General features: G+C 43.8%; 22 protein-coding genes and 2 pseudogenes. 3 read left to right on the top strand and 21 right to left on the bottom strand.

Annotated elements, in window-relative coordinates:
• Positions 1-261 precede the first annotated feature (261 nt).
• A complete protein-coding gene (locus tag NBH03_RS14915; protein WP_250800032.1) occupies positions 262-2832 on the bottom strand; it encodes a heavy metal translocating P-type ATPase in 2571 nt (856 codons plus the stop codon).
• A gap of 301 nt (positions 2833-3133) precedes the next feature.
• On the opposite strand from NBH03_RS14915, the gene NBH03_RS14910 reads away from it, so the two are divergent.
• Positions 3134-3394: a metal-sensing transcriptional repressor gene (locus NBH03_RS14910; RefSeq protein ID WP_015512628.1), complete on the top strand. Its 261-nt coding sequence runs from the start codon at positions 3134-3136 to the stop codon at positions 3392-3394.
• 16 nt (positions 3395-3410) lie between these two features.
• Positions 3411-4148, top strand: a complete 738-nt coding sequence (gene ymfI / locus NBH03_RS14905) for an elongation factor P 5-aminopentanone reductase (RefSeq protein WP_250800031.1) — start codon at positions 3411-3413, stop codon at positions 4146-4148.
• Between the two features lie 262 nt (positions 4149-4410).
• On the opposite strand, the gene NBH03_RS14900 is transcribed toward ymfI, so the two are convergent.
• The 8 genes and pseudogenes from NBH03_RS14900 to modA form a co-directional block, all read right to left on the bottom strand.
• On the bottom strand, positions 4411-5793 hold the full coding sequence (locus tag NBH03_RS14900; RefSeq protein WP_250800030.1) for a murein hydrolase activator EnvC family protein: 1383 nt from the start codon (positions 5791-5793) through the stop codon (positions 4411-4413).
• Positions 5794-5965: 172 nt separating this feature from the next.
• A complete protein-coding gene (locus NBH03_RS14895) occupies positions 5966-7018 on the bottom strand; it encodes a threonine aldolase family protein (RefSeq protein ID WP_250800033.1) in 1053 nt (350 codons plus the stop codon).
• 175 nt (positions 7019-7193) lie between these two features.
• The gene (locus NBH03_RS14890; RefSeq protein WP_331476173.1) at positions 7194-8117 is read right to left on the bottom strand and encodes an RNA-guided endonuclease InsQ/TnpB family protein; all 924 of its coding nucleotides are present in this window, start codon (positions 8115-8117) and stop codon (positions 7194-7196) included.
• A gap of 3 nt (positions 8118-8120) precedes the next feature.
• Positions 8121-8357, bottom strand: coding sequence for a helix-turn-helix domain-containing protein (locus NBH03_RS16035; protein ID WP_331476170.1), 237 nt, complete (start codon positions 8355-8357; stop codon positions 8121-8123).
• Positions 8305-8967, bottom strand: a pseudogene (locus NBH03_RS14885) (IS607 family transposase). The gene NBH03_RS16035 and the pseudogene NBH03_RS14885 overlap by 53 nt, the downstream one beginning before the upstream one ends.
• Before the next feature lie 178 nt (positions 8968-9145).
• Positions 9146-10207 carry a sulfate/molybdate ABC transporter ATP-binding protein gene (locus NBH03_RS14880; RefSeq protein ID WP_250800029.1) on the bottom strand — a complete coding sequence of 354 codons (1062 nt, stop codon included), beginning with the start codon at positions 10205-10207 and terminating at the stop codon, positions 9146-9148.
• A gap of 1 nt (position 10208) precedes the next feature.
• Positions 10209-10901 (bottom strand): molybdate ABC transporter permease subunit, encoded by a 693-nt coding sequence (gene modB / locus NBH03_RS14875; RefSeq protein ID WP_215688856.1) that lies wholly within the window; start codon positions 10899-10901, stop codon positions 10209-10211.
• Complete coding sequence (gene modA, locus NBH03_RS14870) at positions 10879-11754, bottom strand: molybdate ABC transporter substrate-binding protein (protein ID WP_250800028.1); 876 nt, start codon at positions 11752-11754, stop codon at positions 10879-10881. Before modA ends, modB begins: the two co-directional genes overlap by 23 nt.
• 245 nt (positions 11755-11999) lie before the next feature.
• Between modA and NBH03_RS14865 the strand changes: the two genes are divergently transcribed.
• Complete coding sequence (locus tag NBH03_RS14865; protein WP_250800027.1) at positions 12000-12896, top strand: selenium metabolism-associated LysR family transcriptional regulator; 897 nt, start codon at positions 12000-12002, stop codon at positions 12894-12896.
• Between the two features lie 263 nt (positions 12897-13159).
• Here NBH03_RS14865 and NBH03_RS14860 read toward each other — a convergent pair whose 3' ends face one another.
• The 12 genes and pseudogenes from NBH03_RS14860 to NBH03_RS14805 all read right to left on the bottom strand — a co-directional run bounded on the left by NBH03_RS14860 (position 13160) and on the right by NBH03_RS14805 (position 26287).
• A complete protein-coding gene (locus NBH03_RS14860; RefSeq protein WP_250800026.1) occupies positions 13160-14029 on the bottom strand; it encodes a DUF4299 family protein in 870 nt (289 codons plus the stop codon).
• A 69-nt stretch (positions 14030-14098) separates the two neighbouring features.
• The gene (locus NBH03_RS14855; RefSeq protein ID WP_015512619.1) at positions 14099-15079 is read right to left on the bottom strand and encodes an ABC transporter permease; all 981 of its coding nucleotides are present in this window, start codon (positions 15077-15079) and stop codon (positions 14099-14101) included.
• A gap of 14 nt (positions 15080-15093) precedes the next feature.
• Entirely contained in the window at positions 15094-16176 is a 1083-nt protein-coding gene (locus NBH03_RS14850) for an ABC transporter permease (RefSeq protein ID WP_250800025.1), read from the bottom strand.
• Complete coding sequence (locus NBH03_RS14845) at positions 16169-17719, bottom strand: ABC transporter ATP-binding protein (RefSeq protein WP_215688860.1); 1551 nt, start codon at positions 17717-17719, stop codon at positions 16169-16171. Before NBH03_RS14845 ends, NBH03_RS14850 begins: the two co-directional genes overlap by 8 nt.
• Positions 17720-17784: 65 nt before the next feature.
• Positions 17785-19040: pseudogene (locus NBH03_RS16165) on the bottom strand (BMP family ABC transporter substrate-binding protein).
• A 261-nt stretch (positions 19041-19301) separates the two neighbouring features.
• On the bottom strand, positions 19302-19580 hold the full coding sequence (locus tag NBH03_RS14835; protein ID WP_117528922.1) for a DUF1292 domain-containing protein: 279 nt from the start codon (positions 19578-19580) through the stop codon (positions 19302-19304).
• Positions 19581-19589: 9 nt separating this feature from the next.
• The gene (gene galE, locus NBH03_RS14830; protein WP_015512614.1) at positions 19590-20597 is read right to left on the bottom strand and encodes a UDP-glucose 4-epimerase GalE; all 1008 of its coding nucleotides are present in this window, start codon (positions 20595-20597) and stop codon (positions 19590-19592) included.
• A 16-nt stretch (positions 20598-20613) separates the two neighbouring features.
• Entirely contained in the window at positions 20614-21780 is a 1167-nt protein-coding gene (locus tag NBH03_RS14825; RefSeq protein WP_250800024.1) for a galactokinase, read from the bottom strand.
• Between the two features lie 60 nt (positions 21781-21840).
• A complete protein-coding gene (locus tag NBH03_RS14820) occupies positions 21841-23331 on the bottom strand; it encodes a TrkH family potassium uptake protein (protein ID WP_250800023.1) in 1491 nt (496 codons plus the stop codon).
• Positions 23332-23343: 12 nt separating this feature from the next.
• Entirely contained in the window at positions 23344-24735 is a 1392-nt protein-coding gene (trkA, locus tag NBH03_RS14815; RefSeq protein ID WP_250800022.1) for a Trk system potassium transporter TrkA, read from the bottom strand.
• 228 nt (positions 24736-24963) lie between these two features.
• Positions 24964-25821, bottom strand: a complete 858-nt coding sequence (locus NBH03_RS14810) for an aldo/keto reductase (protein ID WP_250800021.1) — start codon at positions 25819-25821, stop codon at positions 24964-24966.
• Positions 25822-25912: 91 nt separating this feature from the next.
• The gene (locus NBH03_RS14805) at positions 25913-26287 is read right to left on the bottom strand and encodes a PAS domain S-box protein (RefSeq protein ID WP_250800020.1); all 375 of its coding nucleotides are present in this window, start codon (positions 26285-26287) and stop codon (positions 25913-25915) included.
• Positions 26288-26451: the final 164 nt, after the last annotated feature.

The following is a 26451-nucleotide window of genomic DNA, read 5'->3' as shown; positions in this document are numbered from 1 at the left end:
TTTTAACTCCGTTTTCAGGGATTTCATATATCTAAGTCATTATTTTTCTATTTTGTATAGAATTTAACCCTGCAAAGTAGAATTTACTTCTGCAAAGTAGAAGTTACTTTTGCAACTCACCTTCGTAATTATTTTGAGATAAATATGGTGAATGTCAAAATGAGGTTCCAAATGAACCTTTTCACACAAACCCCTGTCAATATAAACGAGCCTGTGATGAATTTTCATTGGAACCTCAGTTGGATGACTTTAAATGTTGGACTAGTTAATGGCTGTTACTTTGTAGTCTTTATCTTCGACTGTTTTCTTCAGAACGTCATCTGCTACGTCTGTTGAGAGTTCTACGACTGCTGTACCGGCTTCATGGCTGACTTCCGCAGATGTCACGCCATCAAGGCCTTCCAGTGCTTTCTTGACAGTTGCTTCACAGTGACCACACATCATACCTTCGATTTTCATTGTTTTCTTCATTGTTCCTATCTCCTTATTTTCTTGATTATGATTGGTTTTATTGTTATCCACCAGTTCTTTTATTATAGCAGGATTTTTCAACTTTTTGTCCTTTTTTGCATCATGCATGTTAAAAAGGTTCAAGCGCAGTGCATTGGTGACAACACAGAAGCTGGACAAGCTCATGGCCGCCGCACCGAACATCGGGTTTAATGTCCATCCGAAAATCGGGATCCACACACCTGCTGCCAGCGGAATACCGATCACGTTGTAGAAAAATGCCCAGAAAAGATTCTCATGAATATTTCTTAAGGTTGCACGGCTCAGACGAACAGCGGCTACCACATCACTGAGCCGGCTCTTCATCAGCACCACATCAGCAGCATCAATGGCCACATCCGTACCGGCACCGATGGCGATACCCATATCAGCTCTTGTCAGTGCAGGCGCATCGTTGATACCATCCCCCACCATCGCTACCTTGCCATATTGCTGCAACTTTCGGATCACACTCTCTTTACCATCCGGAAGCACACCGGCAATCACATCATCCACACCGGCCTGTGCACCGATGGCTCTGGCTGTTCTCTCATTGTCACCGGTCAGCATCACAACCCGGATGCCCATATTCCGAAGTTCACTGACAGCCTGTCTGCTGTCTTCCTTCATGGTATCTGCAACGGCAATAATACCGGCCAATCTTCCATTCTCTGAGAAAAACATCGGTGTCTTCCCCTGTTCCGCCAATGCCTCTGACTGTTTCAGCAAATCCTCTGACACTTCCGTCTGGGTTCTGATAAATGCATAATTGCCGCCGGCCAATTTGACACCATTTCTGACAGCTGTCAGTCCATTGCCCGGAAGTGCTTCAAACTCAGAAACGTCTTCGACGGTCAGATGCTGCTCTCCGACATATTTCAAAATTGCCTTTGCCAACGGATGTTCACTGCGTTTCTCAAGGCTGGCTGCCAACGCTAGCAATGATTCTTCTGTCACACCCTCCGCAGGAACCATATCTGTAACAACCGGTTCACCGTTGGTGATGGTACCTGTCTTATCCAGGGCAACAATTTGAACCTTGCCTGTCTCTTCCAGTGAAACAGCTGTCTTAAAGAGGATACCATTCTTGGCACCCATACCATTGCCCACCATAATCGCCACCGGTGTGGCAAGACCAAGGGCACACGGACAGCTGATAACCAGTACGGAAATGCCCCTCGCCAAAGCAAAACCAACACTTTCTCCTGCCAGCAGCCACACGATCATCGTAATGACCGCAATGGTGATCACCGCCGGTACAAAAACACCTGAAACCTTATCTGCAATCTTGGCAATCGGTGCCTTTGTCGCCGCTGCATCACTGACCATCTGGATAATCTGGGATAATGTGGTATCTTCACCGACACGGGTGGCCTCACAGCGGATAAATCCTGACTGATTCAAGGTTGCAGCCGATACGACATCCCCCGGCTTCTTGTCCACAGGAATGCTTTCACCTGTCAAAGCCGCCTCATTCAAAGCACTGGTTCCTTCCAGGATCACACCATCCACCGGCACATTCTCTCCCGGACGTACAAGGAATATATCTCCTTTCTTCACCTGCTCAATCGGAACAGTAACTTCCTGACCATTCCGTTCCACAACCGCTGTCTTCGAAGCCAGTTTCATCAGCCCTTTGAGTGCATCTGTTGTCTTGCCCTTTGAGCGTGCCTCCAGCATCTTGCCCACTGTGATCAGTGTCAAAATCATGGCTGCAGATTCAAAATAGAACTCATGCATATAATGCATGACCATCTCCATATCGCCCTTCACCTGAGCATCTGTCATGGCAAATAACGCATACGTACTGTATCCAAAAGCCGCCGTAGAGCCAAGAGCCACCAGCGTATCCATATTCGGGGCACGATGCGCAAGACTTGTAAAACCACTGATGAAAAACTTCTGATTGATGACCATGACAATCCCTGTCAACAGCAGCTGAACAAGCCCCATGGCTATATGATTGTTCTCAAAAAATGCCGGCAGCGGCCATCCCCACATCATGTGTCCCATGGAAAAATACATCAATACAATCAAAAATCCCAGCGACGCCAGAAGTCTCCGCTTCAGAACCGGTGTGTCATGATCCTTCAGCATCTCCTCCTCAGCTGCCATCGATGAAGCCCCTGAATGCTCTGCAGCCTCACCCTTCACGGAGGCTCCATAACCGGCCGCTTCCACTGCCTGAATAATCGCCTGATCAGCTGCCGTCCCTTCCACACCCATGGAATTAGTCAAAAGACTGACTGAACAGGAGGTAACCCCCTCCACCTTCGAGACAGCTTTCTCCACACGGGCACTGCAGGCTGCACAGCTCATACCTGTCACAATAAATTGCTGCATGAATCTCTATCCTCCATTCTCTCTCGTATTCGCAAACGATCAGATCTGCAAATTTTACTAAAAATAATATAGTAGTTTTTCCCAAAATAAGCGAACCATTCCACACGAAACCTGAAATGTCTCATACCGTCAAGTTACCCCACCCCCCTGGGGTCATTTTTATTCTATACCTAATAAAAATAAAAGTCAATGCTCCTTATTGAAAAAAACATGCAGCTTGACATTGAATCACACTCATAAAAATGCTAGAATAATAATTAATACAGACACCCCTAGAGGGTGCCAACGAAAGGAGCTCGCCATGAAAGCAGAACAGCAGAATATTAAAAGGCTGCTCAATACAGCAAAGGGACAGATTGACGGTCTGAACAAGATGATCGATGATGACAAATACTGCATCGACATTTCCAATCAGATTATGGCTACCATTGCCATCCTGAAAAAGGTCAATATCGAAATTCTTGATGCCCATTTAAAATGTTGTGTTCTTCACGCAGATGACCGTGAACGTGAAACCAAGATCAACGAAATATCCGAAGTGCTCAAGAAAGCACTGAAATAGCATTGGAGTTTTTATCATGACAACGAACAAAACCGTTTTTATAACCGGTGCCTCAAGAGGGATTGGGCGTGCCATCGCCATCCGTTTTGCAGCCGCCGGCTATCAGCTTGCCCTCTGCTGTCGGCAAAACACACAGCTGCTTGAAGATCTGCAGCAGCTGATCATCAGCCAATATCACACCGATTGTCTTATTTTCACCGGCGATACCGGCGACTACCATCAGCTGGAAGCCATGATTTCTGAGACCATTGCACGTTTTCATCATATTGATGTCCTTGTCAACAATGCCGGTATCTCTTATATCGGTTTATTAACTGATATGTCACCGGATGACTGGCAGCGCATTGTCAACACCAACCTGACATCCGTTTTTAACAGCTGCCGACTGGCCGTACCGGGTATGGTTCATGAACATTCCGGCAAGATCATCAATATTTCTTCCGTATGGGGCTGCTGCGGCGCATCCTGTGAAGTGGCTTATTCCGCAACAAAAGGCGGCATCAATGCCTTCACCCAGGCCCTGGCCAAAGAGCTGGCCCCAAGCAATATTCAGGTCAATGCCGTTGCCTGCGGAGCCATTGATACCGAAATGAACGCTTTCCTATCGGAAGCAGATCGCATTGCTTTAACCGAGGAAATCCCTTCCGGTCGTTTCGGTCGTCCTGAGGAAGTGGCTGAACTTGTTCTGGATTTAGCCCAAAAGCACAGTTACCTGACCGGTCAGATCATCCGGCTGGACGGCGGATGGATTTGATGCCGGAATAGAGAAAGTATCTTATAAAGTAAAAAAGAATGTGCTTTGGCACATTCTCGCGCCGAGCGCGGTCACTTGCGACAATCTGCATCTTCGCGCGAGTGCGTATCACAGGCGCGTTAGTGCCTTTTTATGTAATAGGGAATTCCTCGGAATTTCCTATTACATAAAAATATGCCCTGGGATTATGATCATCCCGGGGCATTTTAGTCACAAAAGGGATTCGAATAATCTCGAATCCCTTTTTCTATTCATTATTCAATTATGGACTTACATAATACAGAGGGTTCACATAATCTCCACCTACAGTCACACCAAAATGAAGATGTGCACCGGTAGAAATACCTGTAGAACCTACGGCTGCGATTGTCTCACCCTGTGATACGGACTGACCAACACTGACATATAAAGCACTGCAATGTTCATAAACAGTGCAGACACCATTTCCATGGCTGATAACTATGTAATTACCCATCGCACTGTTGTAGCTGGCAGTTATAACAGTACCGCTTGCTGCAGCCCAAATGGATGAACCTGCTGAAGCACCGATATCCAGACCTCTATGGTAAGAAGATGCACCTGCTGTCGGTGAACTTCTGTAACCAAAGTAAGAAGTGATGGATGAACTGCCCACAGGCCAGATCATACCTGTACTTGAACTGGATGAACTGGAACTGCTGGAGCTGTCATCATAATATGAATCGCTGGAACTGCTGGATGAGCTACTTGAGCTGGAGCTGGAACTGCTGGATGAACTACTTGAGCTGGAGCTTGAACTGCTGGATGAACTGGAGCTGTTGTATTTCGCAGCTTCTTCATCTGCCTTCTTCTTAGCAGCAGCTTCTTCTGCCGCTTTCTTCTTGGCTGCTTCCTCTGCAGCCTTCTTGCGTGCTGCTTCTTCTGCTGCCTTACGTTCCTGTTCAACAATCTGCTGAAGCAGGCTGTTCTCAGCATCAATCTCTTCCTGTGTAGAAGAAATATCAGAGTTGACAGAATCAATATCGGAACCGATAGCAACCAGTTCTTCTTCCTTCTGTGCAACGATCTTCTCAAGAGATTCCTTCTCTACTTCATACTGTTCCTTCTGAGCTTCCTGAAGCTCCTTCTGCTCTTCGAGCTGAGCTTCGTATGCTGCAATCTGATCTCTGATATTCTGGAGACTCACAAGAAGATTGTGGTCATACTCATTGATCTTGGAAATATACTCCTGATTGTTCAACATTGTCTTCAAATCGCCCGAACCAAGCAGCATCTGGAGATAATCATCGTCTCCGGATTCATACATGGCCTTGATACGTGCCTTCAATGCTGTATACTGTGTCTTCTCATCTTCCTTGGCCTGTGCCAGGTTGTCCTGCGTAATGCTGATCTCAGACTCTGTCTGCTCAAGCTGTGCGGATACTTCCTCTAACTGTGCAAGATATGTCTTGATCTTACTGTCCAGTTCAGAAATATAGGACTCTGTATCTGACTTATTCTTCTTCAATGATGCAAGCTGCGACTCAAGTTCGCTCTGCTGGCTCTTCAAATTCTCTATCTGGCTCTGGACTTCTGCCTTCGTTGCCGCCATTGTCGGAACTGCAAGTGAAACGCTGAGCGCAGCAACCAGAACACATCTGGTAAATCTCTTTAAACCGTGTTTCATGAAATACTCCTTCCAAAACGCTGTTTCAATCTCAATAATAATAGGGTTCCTCCACGATATATCGTATATAAAAACCCATCTGTGCATAATTATAGCATTTTCGGGCGCCTATTTCAAGTGTATTTCTAAATTATTTCAAAATTATTACATAACCATCTGTGCTTTGCAGATTTTACATCATCTGTGATCTGATTTGGTTGAGATCCGCAATCAAGGCATCCACATTTTCTTCCTTTGTAGCCCAACTTGTGCAGAATCGCACGGCACTATGGCTCCCATCTGTTTTCTCCCAGAAAGAATAACTGTACTTCCCGGCTAATTTTTCAAGAACAGCATCCGGCAAAACAGGCAGCTGCTGATTTGTTGAATTCTCCACATAAAAGCCATAACCGCACGCCTGGAATGCTTTTTTGAGTTTCATAGCCATATCAATGGCATGCCTGGATATCTGCCAGTAAAGTCCATCCTCAAAAAGCGTCTGAAACTGAATGCCAAGAAGCCGTCCTTTTGCCAGCATGCCGCCGCGCTGTTTGATCATATAGCGGAAGTCTTTACTAATGGCAGGATTCGTTATCACGACAGCCTCACCAAACAACGCACCGACTTTTGTACCGCCAATATAGAAAACATCACACAATCTCGCAATGTCTTCCAATGTTACATCATTATCTGCTGCCATCAGACCATAACCGAGGCGGGCACCATCCAGGAATAATGGCATACCGCATTCATGGCAGACATGACTGATTGCTTCCAGTTCCTGCTTATAATAAATCGTTCCGTTCTCAGTAGGATTGGAAATATATACCATTCCCGGCTGAACCATATGCTCTGAGCTGCCATCATTCATATGTGCTTCATAGGCTGCTTTAATCTGTTCAGCTGTTATCTTTCCTGCATGATCGCAAGGCAGAGCCAGCACTTTATGTCCTGTTGCCTCAATCGCTCCCGATTCATGAACATTGATATGGCCGCTTGCTGCTGTCAGCACCCCCTGATATGGCCGAAGAGCAGTGCAGATAATGGTCGTATTGGTCTGTGTTCCTCCGACTAAAAACTGCACATCAATATCTTCGCGGCCACAGGCCTTACGGATCAAACGTCTTGCCTCGTCACAATAAGGATCCAGACCATACCCTGGGGTTTGATCCATGTTTGTCTCAACCAGGCGCTCCAGAATCTTCGGATGGGCGCCTTCTGCATAATCACACTGAAATTCTATCATCATTCTACCGTTACTGAAAACTTATAAAAAGTTATAAACTTCCATGTTTCATTCCTACTTCAACGAGTATGCTTTTGATGATATAAATATCTATCTACTCACAAGTTCTTGTACTCTCCATAGGCGTAAATTCCGGACTAACGTATCCGTACATATTTGCATTAACGTTTCAGTGTTAGCTTGCAAATCGTTCTCCATAAGCCTTGAGATTTATAGATGCCTGGAAATCTCTGTCAATCATATTCCCACATTCACATCTATAAACCCTGTCAGATAACTTCAAATCTTCTTTGATGTTTCCACAGCAGCTGCAAAGCTTTGATGATGGATAAAACCGATCAGCCACAATAAGCTGAATCCCTTTATCATTGCATTTGTATTCAAGCTGTTTTCTAAACCAAAAAAATCCTTGTTCCTGTACTGCTTTGGAGAGATGTCTATTTTTCATCATTCCGCTGACATTCAGATCTTCAATACAAATAAATCTTGGCTTTCGATTTACGATCTCAGATATGGTCTGATTCAAATAGTTTTTACGGATGTTTGTTAATCTGTGATTTCGTTTTAATAAAAGTTTTTCCTTTTTGATTACATTATTTGTTTTACAGTAACTTTCCCCTTTCTTATTTTTCTCGTAAGAACGAGAGATACTACGCTGTAATCTACGTTTCTGTTTTTCTAGTTTCTTTACTTTCTGACTCTTATTGATGTTCTTATACTTAACGGCATCAGAGCAGACAGCTAAGTCTTTAATCCCTAAGTCTATGCCAACTCCATCATCATTAAATGTTTCCTTGCAGTCAGGAAATTCTACACATACACTGATCCACCAGTTCAATCCATCAAAGGATATTCTCGGATTCATATATTTAACATCTGTTGGAATACGTCCATGTTCTGCAAGTCTTACCCAATTCTTTTTTTGCTTATTTGCTTTCCTGCTGGAAGAAAATCCTTCAAGCTTAACGTGGGTATTACTGAATTGTATCTTAACGTTGTCCTGATAGAACTTCGGCATTGATCTCTTTCTGGACTTGAATCTTGGGAATTTTTGCAAACCCTTGAAAAAGTTCTTATACGCAGTACAGGCATCTTTGATTGCCTATTTGGTTACATTATTTGAAATATTTAATAACCATGCGTATTCATCAGAATGTCTAAGCTTTGTAAATTCTTTTCTGAGTTCTGAATCTGAAATGAATCTGCCACCTTTTTCGTAACTTTCTTTTTCCCTGGCCAAAGCCCAGTTATAAGCAAATCTAGAAGCTCCTGCGTACTGAAACATCTTAGTTTTCTGTACGTTGTTTGGTATCAACATTACTTTTATGGCTTTTACCATCTGTTTCCTCCTGCTGCATCAATTCCCAGATAAATTTCTTAGCTTTGTTCGCTCGTTTTCCTTGTAATTTGCAACTGAATACTGTGATTATTTGAACCAGATCTTCAACAAGTTCCTGCTGTTCAGATTTTTCAGTATTATCAATAATCTCAATCTCACAATTATAAAGTGAAGCGATATATTCTATCAACTCAAAACCAAATCGCAATAGCCTGTCTTTATATAAAACAACAACCTTTTCAACCTGATTTTGAGAGATTCGTCTGATCAATTCCTGAAGCCCTTTTTTCTTATAATTAATCCCAGAACCTATATCACTTATTATCTCAAACGGCTGCCCTTTTGCCAGAAGATATGTCTTGACATTATCAATCTGTCGTTCCAAATCATCTTTTTGTTTATGGCTTGAAACGCGACAATATCCAATTGTAATGCGATTTTTAGGCTTTACATTTATTACCTAGTTGAGTTGCTCATCGGAATAATATCTATAGCCACTTACTGTAGTATGATGCGGATGAAGTTTTCCATTGGCATCCCAATTTCGTAATGTCTGAACAGATACGCCTATAATTTTTGAAAATTCATGTATAGAATAATATTTACTCAAAGTATCAACTCCTTTCAATAATATTCTACTCTAATATCTTATAAAACTCAAAAAGAGACTGCCGTTTCAGACAATCTCTTTGTATTATACCCTTTTCCTGCCCTCTCTGCAATCGTTATTATTCTCTTCTGACTTAAGTTTTAACTGCTCATGCGCGTTTCGCTGCAAGTATTAATCATTATTTCAGAAGAATGATGCTCTGCGGCGGCATGTGCAGATACACATGGGCGCCTTTTTGAGGCAGGTATTTAGCTGCTCCGTGTTCTCCGACTTTGGCGACTTTCCACCAGATTCGCTCGCCATTCGGCACTCTGAAAAAGCAATACCATTCAAAGGGCAGTTCTGAAACATTTTCCACAGTGACGCCGATAACGTTTTTCATATTCTCCGGTTTTTCTGTCAGTACGTCGATATAATGGGCGCGGATACCGACGGCATGGATGTCATCAGCGACCGTTTCGTCCATTTCAAGCGTACAATGCCAATGCGGCACTTCGATACTGTTTTCAGCAATTTTGATGGCCTCAGTAATATTTTTGCAGCCTGTCAGCCGGGCTGCTTCTCTGTATCCCGGCTGATCAAAGATGTCTTTGGTGTCACCAGTGACAATAACCCGGCCCTGATCCAGAATCAACAGTCTGTCACAGAACTGATAAATTTCATCTCTGCTGTGGGATACCATAATCACATCCCCGGCATAATCACTGAGCTGTCTGATCATATCTTCCAGAAGCTGCTCTTTCAAAAAACTGTCCAGCGCTGAAAATGGCTCATCCAGCAAAAGCATCTGAGGCTCACTGGCAAGGATTCGGGCTAATGCTACTCGCTGCTGCTGTCCGCCGGATAATTCATTCGGCATACGGTCGCCAAGATTCTGAAGGGCAAACTGTTCCAGAAGTCTGTCAATTTCTTTCTTCTTCGCATCACCGCTTTTCTTCATGGCAATGCCGATATTCTCTGTCACTGTCATTGTCGGAAACAATGCGTACTGCTGAAAAAGATAGCCGATGTGTCGCTCTCTTGCCGGCATATCGATCTTAGCCGCACTGTCATAAACAATCCTTCCGTCCACAATAACTTTCCCTGAATCCGGCTTCACCAGACCTGCAATCATCTTCAGGGTCATGCTCTTACCCATACCGGAACCGCCGAGAATACCAAGACTGCCGCCATCATGCTCAAAAGCAACATCCATCTGGAATCCCTTAAACTTTTTATGTAATTCTACTGATAATGCCATTTTACCACCTTTGAATCTTGCTGATGCCATGCATGGTTATGATGTTGATTGCAAAAATAAAGACAAAGGCAATGGTCACCAGAACAATCACCCAGAAACCAGCCACATCATAGTTCTGTGCACTGACTTCTGCGGCGATCGCCACCGCCATGGTTCTGGTCTTTCCAAGAATATTGCCCGCCAGCATGGATGTCGCACCATATTCACCCAAAGCTCTTGCAAATGTTAAAATCGTTCCAGATGCAATGCCCGGTCCCGCTACCGGAATAACAACCTTTCTGAAAATCGTCCACTCTGATAAGCCCAGTGTCCTTCCTGCATAAATATAATTCACATCCACCTGCTCAAAAGCTGCTCTTGCATTTCGATACATCAACGGGAATGCAACCACTGTCGCCGCCAGAACACATCCCGGCCAGGATAAAACAACTTTAAGCTGATAATGTTCCCACAGGTAAATACCAAGGGGGCGCTTCAAGCTGAATATAAGCAGCAGCAAAAAGCCGGCAACTGTCGGCGGCAGTACCAGTGGCAGATTCAGAATGCCATCCAGAATACTCTTGGATAACGGCTTCAATTTCATTGCCCATCTCGCACAGGCAATCCCGCCAAAAAAAGCGACCACCGTTGCTATAATCGCTGTTTTCAACGATATAAGCAACGGACTCATGTTAATTGATGCAAGAAAATCCATATTTTTCGAATACAGCTGCTGCTTCAGGTGTCTTGAGATAATCAACAAAAGCCTTAGCTGCTGCAACTTCAGCATCATCTGCTTCAGTATTCTTTACAAGACCAACAGGGTAGATAACTTTGGATTTAAGCTCTGTATCATTGGCTGTTGCGATAACATCAACCTTGTCTGCAACTGAAGCTGCATCTGTTGCATAAACGATACCAACTTCATTGCTGCCTTCGCTGACTGCAGCAAGTACAGCACTTACGTCTTCGCATTCATTAATCTCCATCGCCATTACCTGATCTGTAATACCAAGGTTGTCAAAAATCTCTCTTGCATACTGGCCAACAGGAACTGTGTCAGCTGCAAGTGCAAGGTTTGCCGCATCTGTAATATTCTCAAAACCTGTAACCTTTGTCTCTGTACCAGCCGGTTTGATCAGCTGAACTTTGTTCTCAAGAAGATCTGTAACATCTGCTTCCTGAACATATCCGCCTTCAACAAGCGCATTCATCTGCTTTGTTGCTGCTGAGAAGAATACATCACAAGCGCCGCCTTCTTCGATCTGTGTCTGAAGCTTGCCTGAGCTGCCTGCATTAAAGACAAGATCAACATTTGGCCGAACAGATTTATAATTGGCTGAAATTTCATCCATGGCATTGCTCAAGCTGGCTGCAATATACACCTGAACAGTTGCTGCTTCGCCCTCAGCTGCCTGTGTCTCAGATACTGCTTCTGTGGAAACTGCTGCCTCTGTTGATGCTGTCGCTTCTGTTGCCTTTGTTGTTTCTGTGCTCTTATTTCCGCAGCCTGCTAAAGCTACTGCAATCATGCAAAGTACAAGAACACTGCTTACTAACTTTTTCATTTGATTCCTCTCCTATATAAATAGAAAATCTTACTAACATCAGCATACTGAATTTAACCTTAAAAGTCAAATAGTCGAGCACCCCAAAAACAATGTGCTTGCCATTTTATGTCAACTGTATTATACTCTATTTATAGACAGAATCAATAAATTTCATAAAAAATACCGTACTTACGGCCTTTTCCCAGAATTTATTTTATTTAACCTTAAGATTATTGTTCTTTTCAATAAACAGGAGTTTTTGTATGGAATTAAAACAGTTAGAGGCCTTTGTGGCCGTTGTTGATTATAATAGCTTTTCTGAAGCCGCCCGCCATCTTTTTCTGACCCAGCCAACAGTCAGCGCCCATGTGGCTTCCCTTGAAAAGGAATTGGATACCAAGCTCATTTCCCGCACCACAAAGAAACTGCACGTCACCCCTCAGGGATATGATCTCTATGATTCTGCAGTCTCCATGCTGAAAATCCGGGATCATATTCTCAATGAATTTGTCGGCTCTCACAAACAGATTATTGAACTTGGGGCATCCACCATTCCATCTTCCTATGTGCTTCCTGAAGTGCTCAGTGCCTTCGGTCAATTAAACCCGGATATTTATTTTCATTCTGAATTATCTGACAGCATGGGCATTATCCAGCAGGTTGAAAACGGCCGCCTTGATTTTGGACTGGTGGGAATGACCACTGATTCATCAGAGCTGATTTTTATCCCTTTTCTTGAGGATGAGCTTGTCATCGTCACCCCGGTTACCCCCCATTACCTGGAGATTTCCAAAGGAAATGTAACCATTGCAGCTTTTTTAAATGAACCTTTTATTCTTCGTGAAAAAGGTTCCGGTACAAAAAAAGCCATCGACCAGTATCTTGAACAGCAGCATATTGCATCGGGAGCCATCAATGTTGTAGCACGTATGAATGACCTGGAAGCAGTCAAACGCTCCATCATTAACGGACTTGGCATCTCCATTCTCTCAGCCAAATCTGTCCAGGACCTGAATGCCAGCCGACAGGTTTTGATTTTCCCGTTGGCGCATCCGGCACCCACGCGAAAACTTTATATCGTATACAGGAAGGAACATGCACTGCTCCCCCATGTTAGACGATTTATACAGTTTGTCAGGAGCTATTATCAGCCTCAATGAGAAAACTCAACCGTAAAAACAGATGGCGGGTCTCTATAACAAACACGTTGATTTTCGCGATTTTGCTGCGCCGCATATTGACAGCTTTTACGCATAAACTCGCCCTACGGGCTCGGACAATGCTTCAAAGCTGTCGCTATGCTCGCAAAATCGCGAAAATCTGCCTACTGTTTGTTTATAGAGACCCGCCATCTGTTTAGACGGTTTCGGAGTTTATTGGCATATTCAGGTATTGTAAAACGCTTTTCACTTCTGTTTCTGTGCTACACAGCTGTTTCCACAATTTTTTGTAGCGCCTCCATAGACAGCCCTTCAAAAATGATATTCGCTCCATCGAATCTCTCTGCCTGCTCTTTGATTATTTCAATAAATGTCTCAAATGAAACATATCCCAGCATTTTTTCCTGTGAGATTGAGTAAAAATAAACTTCATATCTGTCACATTTTAACCCTTTCCCTGTTTCCGGATCAGAAATTCCCAATGGCACCTGTCCTTTTAGAGGAAAGATTGTCCGGCAATCTTCTGTCACTACATATCTGCCGACAACACCCACCTCGGTTCTGAAAAACTGCGGCTGCGCATAATAGGCATCTACAGACTGTTTTTCATGCAGCCATCTGCCGAAAGCATCCACATCGTGTCTGAATTTTTCTGCTTCCGGTACACCAAGGACGACCGGAAACATGACACTGTGCAATGTCAGGGATTCCTTTTTGCCGGATAAAATATCCCCACAAACACTTTCGAGAACCGTTTCATTAAAGGCCTGCATATCCGGTATCAGCGAAACAAGCTCCGAAAGCGCGGTGATATTGCCGTCCATCTCGATTTCACATTTCCAATAAGATGCAATTCTTTGTATTGCAGCGAAAAAATCATTCAGTCCTTCACGACTGTCGGGGCTTAACGCCCGCAAATCCACATAATCCTTTTTTTCCGGTGTCCACTCGATACTGAAGCCGCGGGATATATGATTCGAATGATACAAAATGATTTCATCACTACTTAAATCATTTTCTTTTAATTTCATACCATCGCTGGTTCCATAGCACAAATCAGAACCTGTAATCACATGCAATGGCAGTGTCTTTTTTAATAAACCTTTCTGCGTTATTCTGATATCTATTGACATTTCTAACGACACCTTTCTTATGTTCAAAAAGCCGCCGCAGATTTCACAAAATCCACGCCGACTTTTTGATTATCGTTCTTCTCGGAAGTAAGAGTTGCCAAGGCTCTCCGGCGGCTGATATTCTTTCTTCTTTCTGAAGCTTGTGAAAATCAGTACGACGATGGTTACAAGGTATGGCAGCATCTTGAATATCTCCTGCATGGAACGGCCAAGCCCCGGTATATAGAGGTAGAGGATATACAGGGCACCAAAGAGGAAAGATCCCCAGATAGCGTTAATAGGCTTCCACAATGCAAAGATAACAAGGGCGATGGCCAGCCAGCCTCTGTCACCGAAACCGTTGTTGGTCCATGTACCGCCTGAATATTCCATAACGAAATACAAACCGCCAAGACCACTGATGGCACCACCGATAATAGTTGCCAGATATTTATAAAGTGTGACATTAATACCGGCTGCATCCGCTGTGGCAGGGCTTTCACCTACTGCTCGAAGATTCAGACCTTTTCTCGACTTATACATAAACCATGAAACAAGGATTGCCAGTATAATGCCGAAATAAGTCATAAAACCATAGGAAAATAAAACATCGCCGATAACAGGGATCTTGGATAATCCCGGAATTTTGGTACGGTAGGTACCGCCTGTCACAGCAACGGAAATCTGACCGACACCGCCTGCCAGCTGTGAAAGAGAACCACCGAAAAAGTTGCCGAAACCAACACCGAATGTTGTCAGCGCAAGACCTGTAACATTCTGATTAGCTCTCAATGTAATGGTCAGAACACTGTAGATTAATGCACCAAAACCGGAAGCCAACAAGGCACACAGCATGGAAATAAGCACACCCACAATGCCGCTTGGATTCTCTGCTCCGCTTTCATAGATAAAAGCACCCATCAACCCGGCAATACCGCCCATATACATCAGTCCCGGAACGCCCAGATTCAGGTTGCCGGATTTCTCTGTAATAATCTCGCCTGTTGCGCCAAAGAGCATACCGATGCCCTGAGCAATGGCTTTTTGAATAAAAACAATCAATGCACTCATATCATCGGCCTCCCTTACTTATGCGCTTTTGTAAATGCAATTCTGTAGCGGATAAAGAATTCGCTGCCCAGAATAAAGAATAAAATGATACCTGTAATAACATCGGATGCATTCTCATTCAGATTGAACTGTGACGCAATCTGAATAGCACCTTTTTCCATGAAAACAAGGAAGAAGGATACAAGAATCATTACGAATGCATTAAATTTGGATAACCATGCAACGATAATAGCTGTAAAGCCACGACCGCCTGCAGTTGATGTAGAAATTGTATGGCTGGCACCGCTGACCAGAAGGAATCCGGCAATACCGCATATACCGCCTGAAATACCCATTGTACGGATAATGGTGCGCTTTACATTGATGCGGGCATAGCGGGCCGTATCCTGGCTTTCACCGACAACAGCAACTTCATAGCCCTGCTTGCTGTATTTCATATAGATATACATGCCAATGGTAAATACAAGAACAATCACAACATTCCAACCGTAAGTCAGTCCGCCCAGTTCCGGCAGCCATCCGGCGCGGGTCGCTGAATTGATAATACCGACCGTATTGGAACCTGCCGGATTTTCCCAGTAAACAATACAGAATGTAACAATCTGCATAGCCACATAATTCAGCATCAAGGTAAACAATGTCTCATTTGTATTGAAATAAGCCTTGAAAATCGCCGGAATAACGCCCCAGATAACACCTGCTGCCATGCTGGCCACAAACATCAGAATCATCAGAACCGGTGTCGACAGTGAATCGCCGGCATAAATCATTAATGCAGCCGTAGCTGCACCGCCCACAAGAATCTGGCCTTCTGCACCGATATTCCAGAATTTCATCTTGAAAGCCGGTGTCAGGCCGATAGCGATCAACAGAAGAACCATTGTATCTCTGATCGTCACCCATGCTCTTCGGCTGGTACCGACAGCACCTGAAAAAATACCTTTGTATACTTCAACAGGATTCATCTTTGTCAATCCAAAAATCACGATCGCACAGACAATCAGTGAAAGCAGCACTGCAATCAGTCTGATCAGCCATGCTTTCCACCAGGCAATAGAATCCCTGGCCGCAATATGCAATGAAGAATCTTTAAACATGGCTCTCCTCCTTCTGTCCTTTCGTCATCAATAATCCGATTTCATCCTTTGTCGCTGTTCTGCCGTCTACAATACCTGTTACACGGCCGCCACACAATACAAGAATTCTGTCAGATATTTCAAGCAACACGTCCAAATCTTCAATAACACAGATAACCGCAACACCTTTCTTCTTCTGCTCGTTCATCAGATTATAAATCTGATAAGAAGAATTGATATCCAAGCCTCGCACAGGATAAGCCACAAGAAGAATATCCGGATGCATGGCAATTTCACGGCCCACAAGTACCTTCTGGACATTACCGCCGGACAATCGCCCAACAGGGGTTGAAACTCCCGGTGTCACAATGCTAAGCTTGTCAATCAGGCGTTCAGCCAGCTCTCTCGGTTTCTTTCTGTCCGCAAATATACCTTTGCCCTCTCTGTAGCTGCGAAGCATCATATTGTCCGTCATATCCATGGAAGCAACCAGTCCCATACCCAGTCTGTCCTCCGGGACAAAGGAAATATGCGCAATATGTATACTTTCTTTGGAAATTTGTTCCGGAGATTTGCCTGAAATAACAACTTCCTTTCCATGCTCGTTCACACAGCTGATAGTGCCTTCTGCAATCGGGCAAAGATTTGTAATAGCCTCCAGCAGTTCCTTCTGTCCGCTGCCTGCAATTCCGGCCACACCAAGAATTTCGCCGCCAAAGGCAGTAAAGCTGACATCATCCAGTGACTTCACCCCTTCATTATCCAGACAGGTAAGACCGGATACTTTTAGGATTTCCCTTGGATTCTCCGGTTCCGGGCGATCAATATTCAGACTGACCTTTTCGCCCACCATCATCTCTGTCAGCGAACTTTCTGTTGCATCACATGTATTCACCGTACCGATATACTTACCTTTACGCAAAACGGAAACTCTGTCTGAAAGTGCCAGTACTTCGTGCAATTTATGTGTAATGATAATAATAGAACGACCATCCGCTCTCATGTTTCTGAGTACCGCAAATAACTTCTCTGTCTCCTGCGGTGTCAGAACGGCTGTTGGTTCATCCAAAATCAGAATGTCCGAACCACGATAAAGCATCTTCACGATTTCAACAGTCTGCTTCTCTGATACGGACATCTCGTAAATCTTCTTCCGGCAATCCAATTCAAATCCATACTTATCAACCAGTGCCTGAATGTCCTTGATGACCTCATCCATGTTCAACGTCATCTTTCCCGGCAATCCCAGAATGATATTTTCTGCTGCTGTCAGCACTTCGATTAACTTAAAATGCTGATGGATCATTCCGATTCCCAGATCAAAAGCATCTTTCGGAGAAGAAATCATGACTTCTTTGCCGTTTACAAATATCTGTCCTTCATCCGGGAAATAAATACCCGACAGCATATTCATCAATGTGGTCTTACCGCTTCCGTTTTCACCCAGAAGAGACAGGATCTCTCCTTTTCTTACGGTCAGATTAACACTGTCATTGGCAATGACTTTTTCACCAAAACGTTTTGTAATATTTTTTAATTCAATGGCATTTACTGCTTCCACCATCAAGCCTCCTTCAACATACCAAAATGAGGCTGTCATGCGACAGCCCCACTTCAGATATCATACGATTACTGTGTTACTGCTGTAATGCCATCGATGATGAAATCGAAAGCTGGTGCAGAAGCTTTTTCAGATTCATGGAAATAACCGTCGCTGATGTATTCGCTGTCAGCATCTGTCAGTTCCTTGCCATTTACAGTGAATGTAGAGGTATCAAATACATGAAGGCTGCCATCAATGATCGCATCTTCAACTTCTTTAACCTTTTCAGCTGTACCTTCTGCAACGACCTTGTCATTGAGGTCTGTCAGTTTGTCTGCGCCTTCAGCAAAGCCCTTGCACCAGTCTGTATCAATAGCTGTACCGTCGATGACGCATTTTGTTGCATATTCATAATAAGGTTCCCAGTTAATGGAAGCACTTGTCAGAGCTGCATCAGGAGCTGTTTCAATCATAGAAATATTGTAACCAACACAAGGAACACCTGCTGCCTGACAAGCTGTAGGCGCACCTGTTGTATCTGCATGCTGGCTGATCAGAACACATTTATCTGCGATCAGAGATTCAGCACATTCTTTCTCAAGGTCAAAACTTGCCCAGCTGTTTGTGTACTTCACTTCCATTGTAGCGGATGGACACTGACTTCTTACACCAAGGAAGAAGGATGTGAAACCGCTGATAACTTCTGCATATGGATAAGCACCTACATAACCAACCTTAGCTGTATCTTCTGTAATCTTGCCATCGCGATCATCTCATTCAGTTTCATACCGGCTACGACACCTGATACATAACGGGATTCATAGATAGATGTAAAGTAGTTGTGCATATTGGCAAGTCCACTGCCGGCTGCCTGATACCCTGTTGCATGACAGAACTGTACATCCGGAAATTCAGCTGCGGCCTGAAGGATATAAGATTCATGACCAAAGCTGTTGGCAAAAACGATATTGCATCCCTGGTCTGCAAGGTCTACGGCTGCATCATAACATGTCTCATCTTCAGGAATGTTCCATTTGATGATGATCTGATCATCAGAAAGTCCAAGTGCTTCCTGCATACCCTTTGCACCGGCATAATGAGCGGCTGTATAACCCTCATTCTCATCACCGATAAAAATAAAACCAACTTTCAAATCCTTAACATCTACACCTTCGCCAACCTTCTCTGCTGTCTCACCTGTAGATTCTGCTGCTGTTGACTCAGCGGCTGTCTCACTGTCACCTGATGCAGGTGCCTGTGTTTCCTTTGTTCCTGAATTACCGCAAGCTGCAAGAGAAGCAGCCATTACTACGGTCAATACAAGTGCCAAAATCTTTTTCATAGTAACTACCTCCTTATTACGTGTGCTTAAAAACAAAAAGAGGCATGAACTCCTCACTATTCATGCCTCTTTGCATGACAAAATACCATCTCTTTCTGTCATTGTTTTCAAACTATCTGCTAATTTTAGTATAACACTGATTTTCGGTGTGTCAACAATTTCTGTCTTTCGTTTTTCTTATTTCATTTATAAGAATGACTATATTTTCCAGATTTGTGTTATTTTGTCTATAACTATATCTATTTTTATAAAATATTCTGACTATTCTCCGTATCCTTCAGGACCCTTGCTGAGTTTCTGCATCATCATCTCAATTCGCTGCCATTCGGCCTCCGTCTCAATGGCATGGATCAGAATCTGTTCATCCTCCTGCTCCGGATCGTAAGACGCTGCATAAATATTATAATTACCCGTCTCATTGATGGAATTGTCTGTATAAATCACATAATTCTTCCCTGAAAGATCGTCCTCAAAAGCCCCCATCACAGAACCTCTGATAATCTGACCGGTTTCCGTTACAAATGTTATTAAATCTGCCATAAAACCGTCCTATTCCAAGCCGAGACTCTTCTTGGTAAAATTCCAGGAATCTTTGCACATGCGTTCAAGATCATACTTTGCTTCCCATCCAAGTTCTCGCTTTGCCTTTCCAGGGTTCGCATAACAGATGGCAATATCGCCTGCACGACGCGGTTTGATCACATAAGGAATCTTGATACCATTAGCAGCTTCAAAAGCCTTAACAATATCCAGTACACTGTAACCGATACCTGTACCCAGATTGTAAATATTCACGCCTGTAGAAGAAGTTACCTTCTCAACAGCATTCACATGACCCTTTGCCAGGTCAACCACATGGATGTAATCCCTGACACCTGTACCATCCGGTGTATCATAATCATTGCCGAATACCCCCAGACACTCCAGCTTGCCGGCTGCTACCTGTGCAATATAAGGCATCAGGTTGTTTGGAATACCGTTCGGGCTCTCACCAAGGAGACCGCTCTCATGGGCACCGATTGGATTAAAGTAACGAAGCAGTACAACGCTCCATTCCGGATCCGGTACACAGAAATCTGAGAAGATTCTTTCAAGCATCAGCTTGGTTGAACCATATGGATTCGTTGTAGATAATGGGAAATCTTCTGTGATCGGTACTGTCTTCGGGGCACCGTAAACAGTTGCTGAAGAACTGAAGATAATGCGCTTACAGCCATATTCATTCATCAGTTCGCATAAATTCAATGAACCGGAAATATTGTTCTTGTAATAAGCCAGCGGCTTCTGAACGGATTCGCCAACGGCTTTGAGTGCAGCAAAGTGAATCACCGCATCAAACTTATGCTCTTCAAATATAGGACGCATAGACTCTTTGTCCAGCATATCCGCTTTGTAGAAAATCAGCTTCTTGCCTGTAATCTTCTCCACTCTGTCAACAACATCTATCTTGGAATTGTAAAGATTATCAAAGGCTACAACATCGTAACCTTTATTCAGAAGTTCCACACATGTGTGTGAACCAATATAGCCTGTACCACCTGATACTAAAATTTTCATAATAAAATCCTTTCTGTTATAACTTTTTAGGGCCGCCGCCGATTTGGCAAATATAGAAGTCGGCCGGATAGCCGATCTGCTGTCTGTAAATTCTACCAACGTTTTTTATAAAATTGTCGACAGCTTCTGTGCGGACGAGGCTGATGGTGCATCCACCGAAACCTGCGCCTGTCATACGGGAGCCTAAGACACCTTCTGTATCCCATGCTGCTTCAACTAAAGCATCCAGTTCATCTCCTGTGACTTCATAGTCATCCCTCAGGGACTGATGGGATGCGTTCATAAGCCGACCAAATCGGTTCAGATCATTGTTCTCCAGAGCCTGCACAGCCTGAATGGTCCGCGCATTCTCTGAAACAGCATGCCTTGCACGCCTTCTGCAGACATCGTCAGTAATCGCTGCCTGATATTTTTCAAAATCATCCATGGATAACTCACCAACCTGTCTGATCGATACAACTTTCTGTAAATCAGCCAGTGCCCGCTCACACTCCATGCGTCTGAGGTTATACTTGGAATCAGCCAGACCGCGTTCCTTATTCGTACATGAAATGATCAGCTGCATATTCTGAAGCTGTACCGGTACATAACGATAGGACAAATTCTCTGTATTCAGATAAATCGCCTGATGCGCTCTGCCCATGGCCACAGCAAACTGATCCATCACACCGCAGCGGACACCATTAAATGTATTCTCCGCATGCTGACTGATCAGTGCTATCTCCTGATCGGATACTTCAAATTCAAATATATCTCTAAGTGCCCATCCTGTCAAGACCTCAAGGGAAGCAGAAGATGACAGCCCTGCTCCGCTGGGCAGGTTGCCGTAAACCATCATTTCAAAACCACAGGCCGGCTGCATACCTTTTTCTTCAAAGGCCCATATCACACCCTTCGGATAATTGGCCCATCCATCCTCATCATCATGTTCCAGCTGACCAGTCAGTGAACTGTTGATAATGCCCGTTTCAGGATAATTCATTGAATAAAAAAACAAACGCTTATCCTGACGTTTTCTAACCACCGCATACGTGCCAATATCCAGTGCACATGGAAATACATGGCCGCCATTGTAATCTGTATGTTCACCGATCAAATTCACACGTCCGGGTGCAAAGTAAACCTGTGCACCTTCCGCATTTCCAAACCGTTCTGCAAATTCACGCAGTAATCGTTCTTTCATCAATCATCTACCGCCTTTCCGGCAACTATCTGCCATTGTCACACAGTTATATTTTAATTCTCAAGAGACTTTTTTCCTTTTCAGACGTCTTCTTCTTCGTTTGCCGCCTTCCCATGTTTCCTTCCATAATACAGGATGGAATAAAACGAGCATTGGGAACAGTTCCAGACGTCCCGCCAGCATATCAAACATCAGGACATATTTCGACAATATTGAAAGTCCGCCAAAGTTCTTGGACGGGCCAACATCTGCCATCCCCGGTCCCATATTGTTCATCGTTGTCAAAACGGCTGTAAAATTCGTGGTCAGATCTCTTCCTTCCAAGGCCACAAGAAGGAAAGATACCGCAAATATCAGGGTAAATGTAATACAGTAAACAGCTACGGAACTGATGGCTCCCTGATCCAGTGCCTTGCCCTCCATCTTAATCGTACGGACGCTCTTCGGATGGAGGTAAGCATTTAATTCACGTTTCACGCTCTTCAGCATCATAATAACACGCGAAACCTTAATACCGCCTCCGGTACTTCCCGCACAGGCACCAATAAACATGATGATGATCAATACCACCTTCGACGCACTTGGCCACAGATCAAAATCCACCGTAGAATAACCGGTAGATGTCATCATAGATCCAACCTGGAAAACCACATGGCGGATCGTATCGGCAGCTGTCATTGTCTTGTCATAGATATTGATAAAGATCAATGCACTGGCTGCTGCAATGATCAGGAAATAACCTTTGACCTCTTCCATGTCAAAGGCCTGCTTAAAGCGCTTCATCAATAAAAAGTAATAGGCATTAAAGTTGACACCGAATAAAATCATAAAAATGGCAACAACCCACTGAATATAAGCTGAATAACCGCCAATGCTTGTATTTCGCACACCAAATCCACCGGTGCCTGCTGTACCAAAAGTGATCATCATGGCTTCAAGAAACGGCATTTTGCCAATAAGCAGGAAAATCAGCTCGACAATGGTCATGCCGAAATAAATTAAATAGAGAATACGCGCTGTCGCACGTACCTTTGGCACCAGCTTGCCCACAGATGGCCCCGGGCTCTCCGCTCGCATCAGGTTCATATGTGAACCGCCGCTCAGCGGGATAATCGCCAAAAGGAAAACAAGCACGCCCATACCGCCAATCCAGTGACTGAAACTCCGCCAGAAAAGAATGCTCTGTGACAGACATTCGACATCCGACAAAATGCTGGCGCCTGTTGTTGTAAAACCTGATATCGTTTCAAATAACGCGTCTGTAAATGCAGGAATCTCTCCTGACAAATAAAATGGCAGACAGCCTACCAGACTGATCATAATCCATGACAACGCAGTCGTCACGCAGCCTTCCTTCAGATAGAATACCGTATTGGCTGGTTTCTTTCTTACCATCAGATAGCCGATCACAAAACTCAGCACTGCTGTAAGCAAAAACCAGTAACCTGCGGATTCTCTATAAAAAACTGCGACAATACAAGGAAATAAAAGAAGTACCGATTCCACTTTCAATACACTGCCCAGAATAAATCTGATCATTCCTCCGTTCATCTGGCACCTCCACTACCGCAAAATATCTTCAATATTCTGGAAACCGGTATGTGTTGTTACGATGACAACTGTATCCCCAGCCTGAATACAATCCATACCACCTGGAATAATGATTTTGCCGTATCGATTAATACAGGCGATCAGCAGATTATCTTTTGTGTTCAGGTCTTTCAATGGCACATCCGTCACCCTTGAACTGGCACTGACATTAAATTCGATGGCTTCTGCCCTTGAATCAAACATATGGTAAATCGTTTCCACATTGCTGCTGTCCATGGATGCCTGTTTTGCACGAACATAGGCAACAATCGCCTCCGCCGTAATATACTTCGGATAAATAACACTGCCAAGATCCAGTTTGTCGATAAGATTATGGAAAGCATTTCTGTTCACCTTGGTAATGACCTTGGCATCAGAAACTTCCCTTGCATGGAGCGCCAGCAGCACATTCTCCTCATCAATACCTGTCAGTGGAACAAGTGAATCCACATAAGCAATTTCTTCTTCCTTCAGCAGTTCTTCATCTGTACCATCGCCATTGATGATCGTTGCCTGAGGCAGCAAAACACTCAACTCCCTGCAACGCTTTCTGTCCATCTCTATGATCTTGACTTCAATTCCCATGTCCAACAGCATCTTGCCGAGATAATAAGCTGCCTTACCGCCTCCGATGATCATCGTATTATGCACCGGTTTGTTCGGCATTCCGATACGCTCAAAAAACTCCTTTGCCGCTTTGGATGCAGCGATAAAAGAGACAACATCTCCCTGATGCAGCTCAAAATTACCATCCGGAATAAATACCTGTTTTTCTCGCTCTACAGCACATACAAGCACATCACCCGAAATATTTCTGGCCATGGCCATAACCTTCTGGCCATCCAGTCTGTTATTCACCGGAATCTTAAAACGGATCATCTGTGCCTGTCCATGTGCAAATGAGTTGACACCTAATGCTGCCGGCAAGCTGAGTACATGCGTAATCTCATTGGCTGCTTCCATCTCCGGATTGATGATCATTGCCAGCCCCAGCTTCTCCTTCAAATAAGAAGCCTCATCGCTGTAATCCGGTGTACGGACACGGGCAATGGCTGCACAATCACCCACACGCTTTGCTACCGTGCAGCAAAGCAGATTCAGCTCATCAGAATCTGTCACAGCAATCATCAGATCTGCAGTGTCAATACCTGCTTCTCTCTGAATCTTATAACTGGCACCATTTCCTACAATTCCCATAACATCATACATATCTGTCAATGCCTGAAGACGATCTGAACTTCTGTCCACCAGTGTAATATCATGTCCTTCCTTATATAACTGTTCCGTCAGGGAGGCACCAACTTTGCCGCAGCCCACGATAATAATATTCAGGCCTCTCTTTCCCTGCTTATGGTCTTTCGCCATTTCTTTATTTCCTCCATTATGATAATGACAGCATTTTACTGCTCAGAATTCATTCCTTCTATAAAAATGTAACACCTAACAAACTGCAACATTTACAATGCTATCTCATTCAGACTCCATATAGTATAACATACTCAAAAAAAGGATGGAATAGATAAATATATCTATTCCATCCCTGACTAAACAAATCACCTTTACATACAGGCCGCCCTGTACTTTGTCATTCAATTAAACAATATCAAGCCAGACCTTGTGATCCGGCGCAGGAAATGCCCGATCAAGAAGTCTGTATTCCTCTTCTGTCAGCTTAATTTCCGCCGCCTGACAATTTTCAAGAACATGCTCCGCTTTGCCGCTTCTAGGAATGGCAATCACATTCTCATGATGCAGTACAAATGCCAGCAGCACCTGCATGGCGGTTATATGTCTCTGCTCTGCGACCATTTGAACAGCCTTATTATTCAGCAGTCCCCTTCTGAGATCACCGCCCTGTGCCAATGGACAATAGGCCATCAGCGGAACATGATGCTCTTCAAGCCACGGCATCAGATCATATTCTACTCCTCTTGACCCCAGATGATATAATACCTGATTCACTGCACAATGATCTCCATTTTTTACAGAAAATAATTCTTCCATATCATCTGTATCAAAATTAGAAACACCCCATCTGCGGATTTTTCCTTCTTTGACCAACTGCTCCATGCACTCAACGGTCTCTCTCAAAGGTACCTGCCCACGCCAGTGAAGTAAATATAAATCAAGATAATCTGTCCTTAAATTTCTCAATGAACGATCCAGCGCATCAAAAATATGGGCACGTCCCGCATTATGAGGATATACTTTTGAAACAATAAAAAGTGAACTTCTGTCTATTCCTTTTATAGCCTCCCCTATTAACTGTTCCGACTTGCCGCTGCCATACATTTCCGCTGTATCAATCAAACTGCATCCAGCATGAATTCCTGCTCTCAATGCTTCAACTTCCTGTTTTCTTGCTGCCTTATTTTCTCCCAGATACCAGGTTCCCATCCCCAGACGAGGCATCCTGCTGCCATCATTCAGTTTAAGATATTCTTCTTTCATGATATACTCCTCCCATTCACGTATTTTTCTGATACACTATCCATTTTAGTTCAAATTTATCAATTTCACTATATTTTTTTGTTTTATTATGTTATGCAAATAATCCGGAAACATAGCTTTCACTTTTTCCTTCTAAAATAGATTCTATACGGCTTCTATCCACATTCGGCAGTATCTCTTCCACCGGAAGGCCTACAACTTCTTCTTCATCCTTGCCAATGAGATTCTCAATCATTTTATTGATAACGATAATATTACCCGCCGTATTTAACTTGATAATACCATTAAAGGATGTATCCAGTACCGTTTCAAACTGTGCCGTATTCAGTTTTTCACTCTCTGCAACTCTGGCCAGGTCTGCCGCTGCCGTCAATGCCTCTCTGATGGACTCATCCGTCGCTTCATAAACACGCTTTGCAATCAGCAGCATATCTTCATAAGGCAAAAGCATTCCAATCTTAATCATCCCTTACCTCCTTGTCTTCATCATCAAACTTTTTTATCATAATAATCGAGTAGGAGAAAATTCCTCTTGATGAGGAATTTTCGACCTCTCACACCACCGTGCGTACCGTTCGGTACACGGCGGTTCAATCAACTTAACATGTAACACACCTTTCAGTGTAATAA

Source organism: Coprococcus intestinalis (assembly GCF_023656595.1).
GTDB classification, from domain to species: domain Bacteria; phylum Bacillota; class Clostridia; order Lachnospirales; family Lachnospiraceae; genus Coprococcus_A; species Coprococcus_A intestinihominis.
This window is presented reverse-complemented; position numbering and strand designations above follow the sequence as displayed.

Bases quoted from the DNA above. Each gene is read 5' to 3' on its own strand.
- NBH03_RS14910 (WP_015512628.1), top strand. From the start codon at position 3,134: ATGAAAGCAGAACAGCAGAATATTAAAAGGCTGCTCAATACAGCAAAG.
- NBH03_RS14820 (WP_250800023.1), bottom strand. From the start codon at position 23,331: ATGAACGGAGGAATGATCAGATTTATTCTGGGCAGTGTATTGAAAGTG.
- NBH03_RS14855 (WP_015512619.1), bottom strand. From the start codon at position 15,079: ATGAGTGCATTGATTGTTTTTATTCAAAAAGCCATTGCTCAGGGCATC.
- NBH03_RS14825 (WP_250800024.1), bottom strand. From the start codon at position 21,780: ATGAAAGAACGATTACTGCGTGAATTTGCAGAACGGTTTGGAAATGCG.
- ymfI (WP_250800031.1), top strand. From the start codon at position 3,411: ATGACAACGAACAAAACCGTTTTTATAACCGGTGCCTCAAGAGGGATT.
- NBH03_RS14915 (WP_250800032.1), bottom strand. From the start codon at position 2,832: ATGCAGCAATTTATTGTGACAGGTATGAGCTGTGCAGCCTGCAGTGCC.
- NBH03_RS14845 (WP_215688860.1), bottom strand. From the start codon at position 17,719: ATGGTGGAAGCAGTAAATGCCATTGAATTAAAAAATATTACAAAACGT.
- galE (WP_015512614.1), bottom strand. From the start codon at position 20,597: ATGAAAATTTTAGTATCAGGTGGTACAGGCTATATTGGTTCACACACA.
- trkA (WP_250800022.1), bottom strand. From the start codon at position 24,735: ATGGCGAAAGACCATAAGCAGGGAAAGAGAGGCCTGAATATTATTATC.
- modB (WP_215688856.1), bottom strand. From the start codon at position 10,901: ATGGATTTTCTTGCATCAATTAACATGAGTCCGTTGCTTATATCGTTG.
- NBH03_RS16035 (WP_331476170.1), bottom strand. From the start codon at position 8,357: ATGGTAAAAGCCATAAAAGTAATGTTGATACCAAACAACGTACAGAAA.
- NBH03_RS14860 (WP_250800026.1), bottom strand. From the start codon at position 14,029: ATGTCAATAGATATCAGAATAACGCAGAAAGGTTTATTAAAAAAGACA.
- NBH03_RS14895 (WP_250800033.1), bottom strand. From the start codon at position 7,018: ATGATAGAATTTCAGTGTGATTATGCAGAAGGCGCCCATCCGAAGATT.
- NBH03_RS14805 (WP_250800020.1), bottom strand. From the start codon at position 26,287: ATGATTAAGATTGGAATGCTTTTGCCTTATGAAGATATGCTGCTGATT.
- NBH03_RS14810 (WP_250800021.1), bottom strand. From the start codon at position 25,821: ATGAAAGAAGAATATCTTAAACTGAATGATGGCAGCAGGATGCCTCGT.
- NBH03_RS14900 (WP_250800030.1), bottom strand. From the start codon at position 5,793: ATGAAACACGGTTTAAAGAGATTTACCAGATGTGTTCTGGTTGCTGCG.
- NBH03_RS14835 (WP_117528922.1), bottom strand. From the start codon at position 19,580: ATGGCAGATTTAATAACATTTGTAACGGAAACCGGTCAGATTATCAGA.
- NBH03_RS14880 (WP_250800029.1), bottom strand. From the start codon at position 10,207: ATGGCATTATCAGTAGAATTACATAAAAAGTTTAAGGGATTCCAGATG.
- NBH03_RS14850 (WP_250800025.1), bottom strand. From the start codon at position 16,176: ATGTTTAAAGATTCTTCATTGCATATTGCGGCCAGGGATTCTATTGCC.
- modA (WP_250800028.1), bottom strand. From the start codon at position 11,754: ATGAAAAAGTTAGTAAGCAGTGTTCTTGTACTTTGCATGATTGCAGTA.
- NBH03_RS14865 (WP_250800027.1), top strand. From the start codon at position 12,000: ATGGAATTAAAACAGTTAGAGGCCTTTGTGGCCGTTGTTGATTATAAT.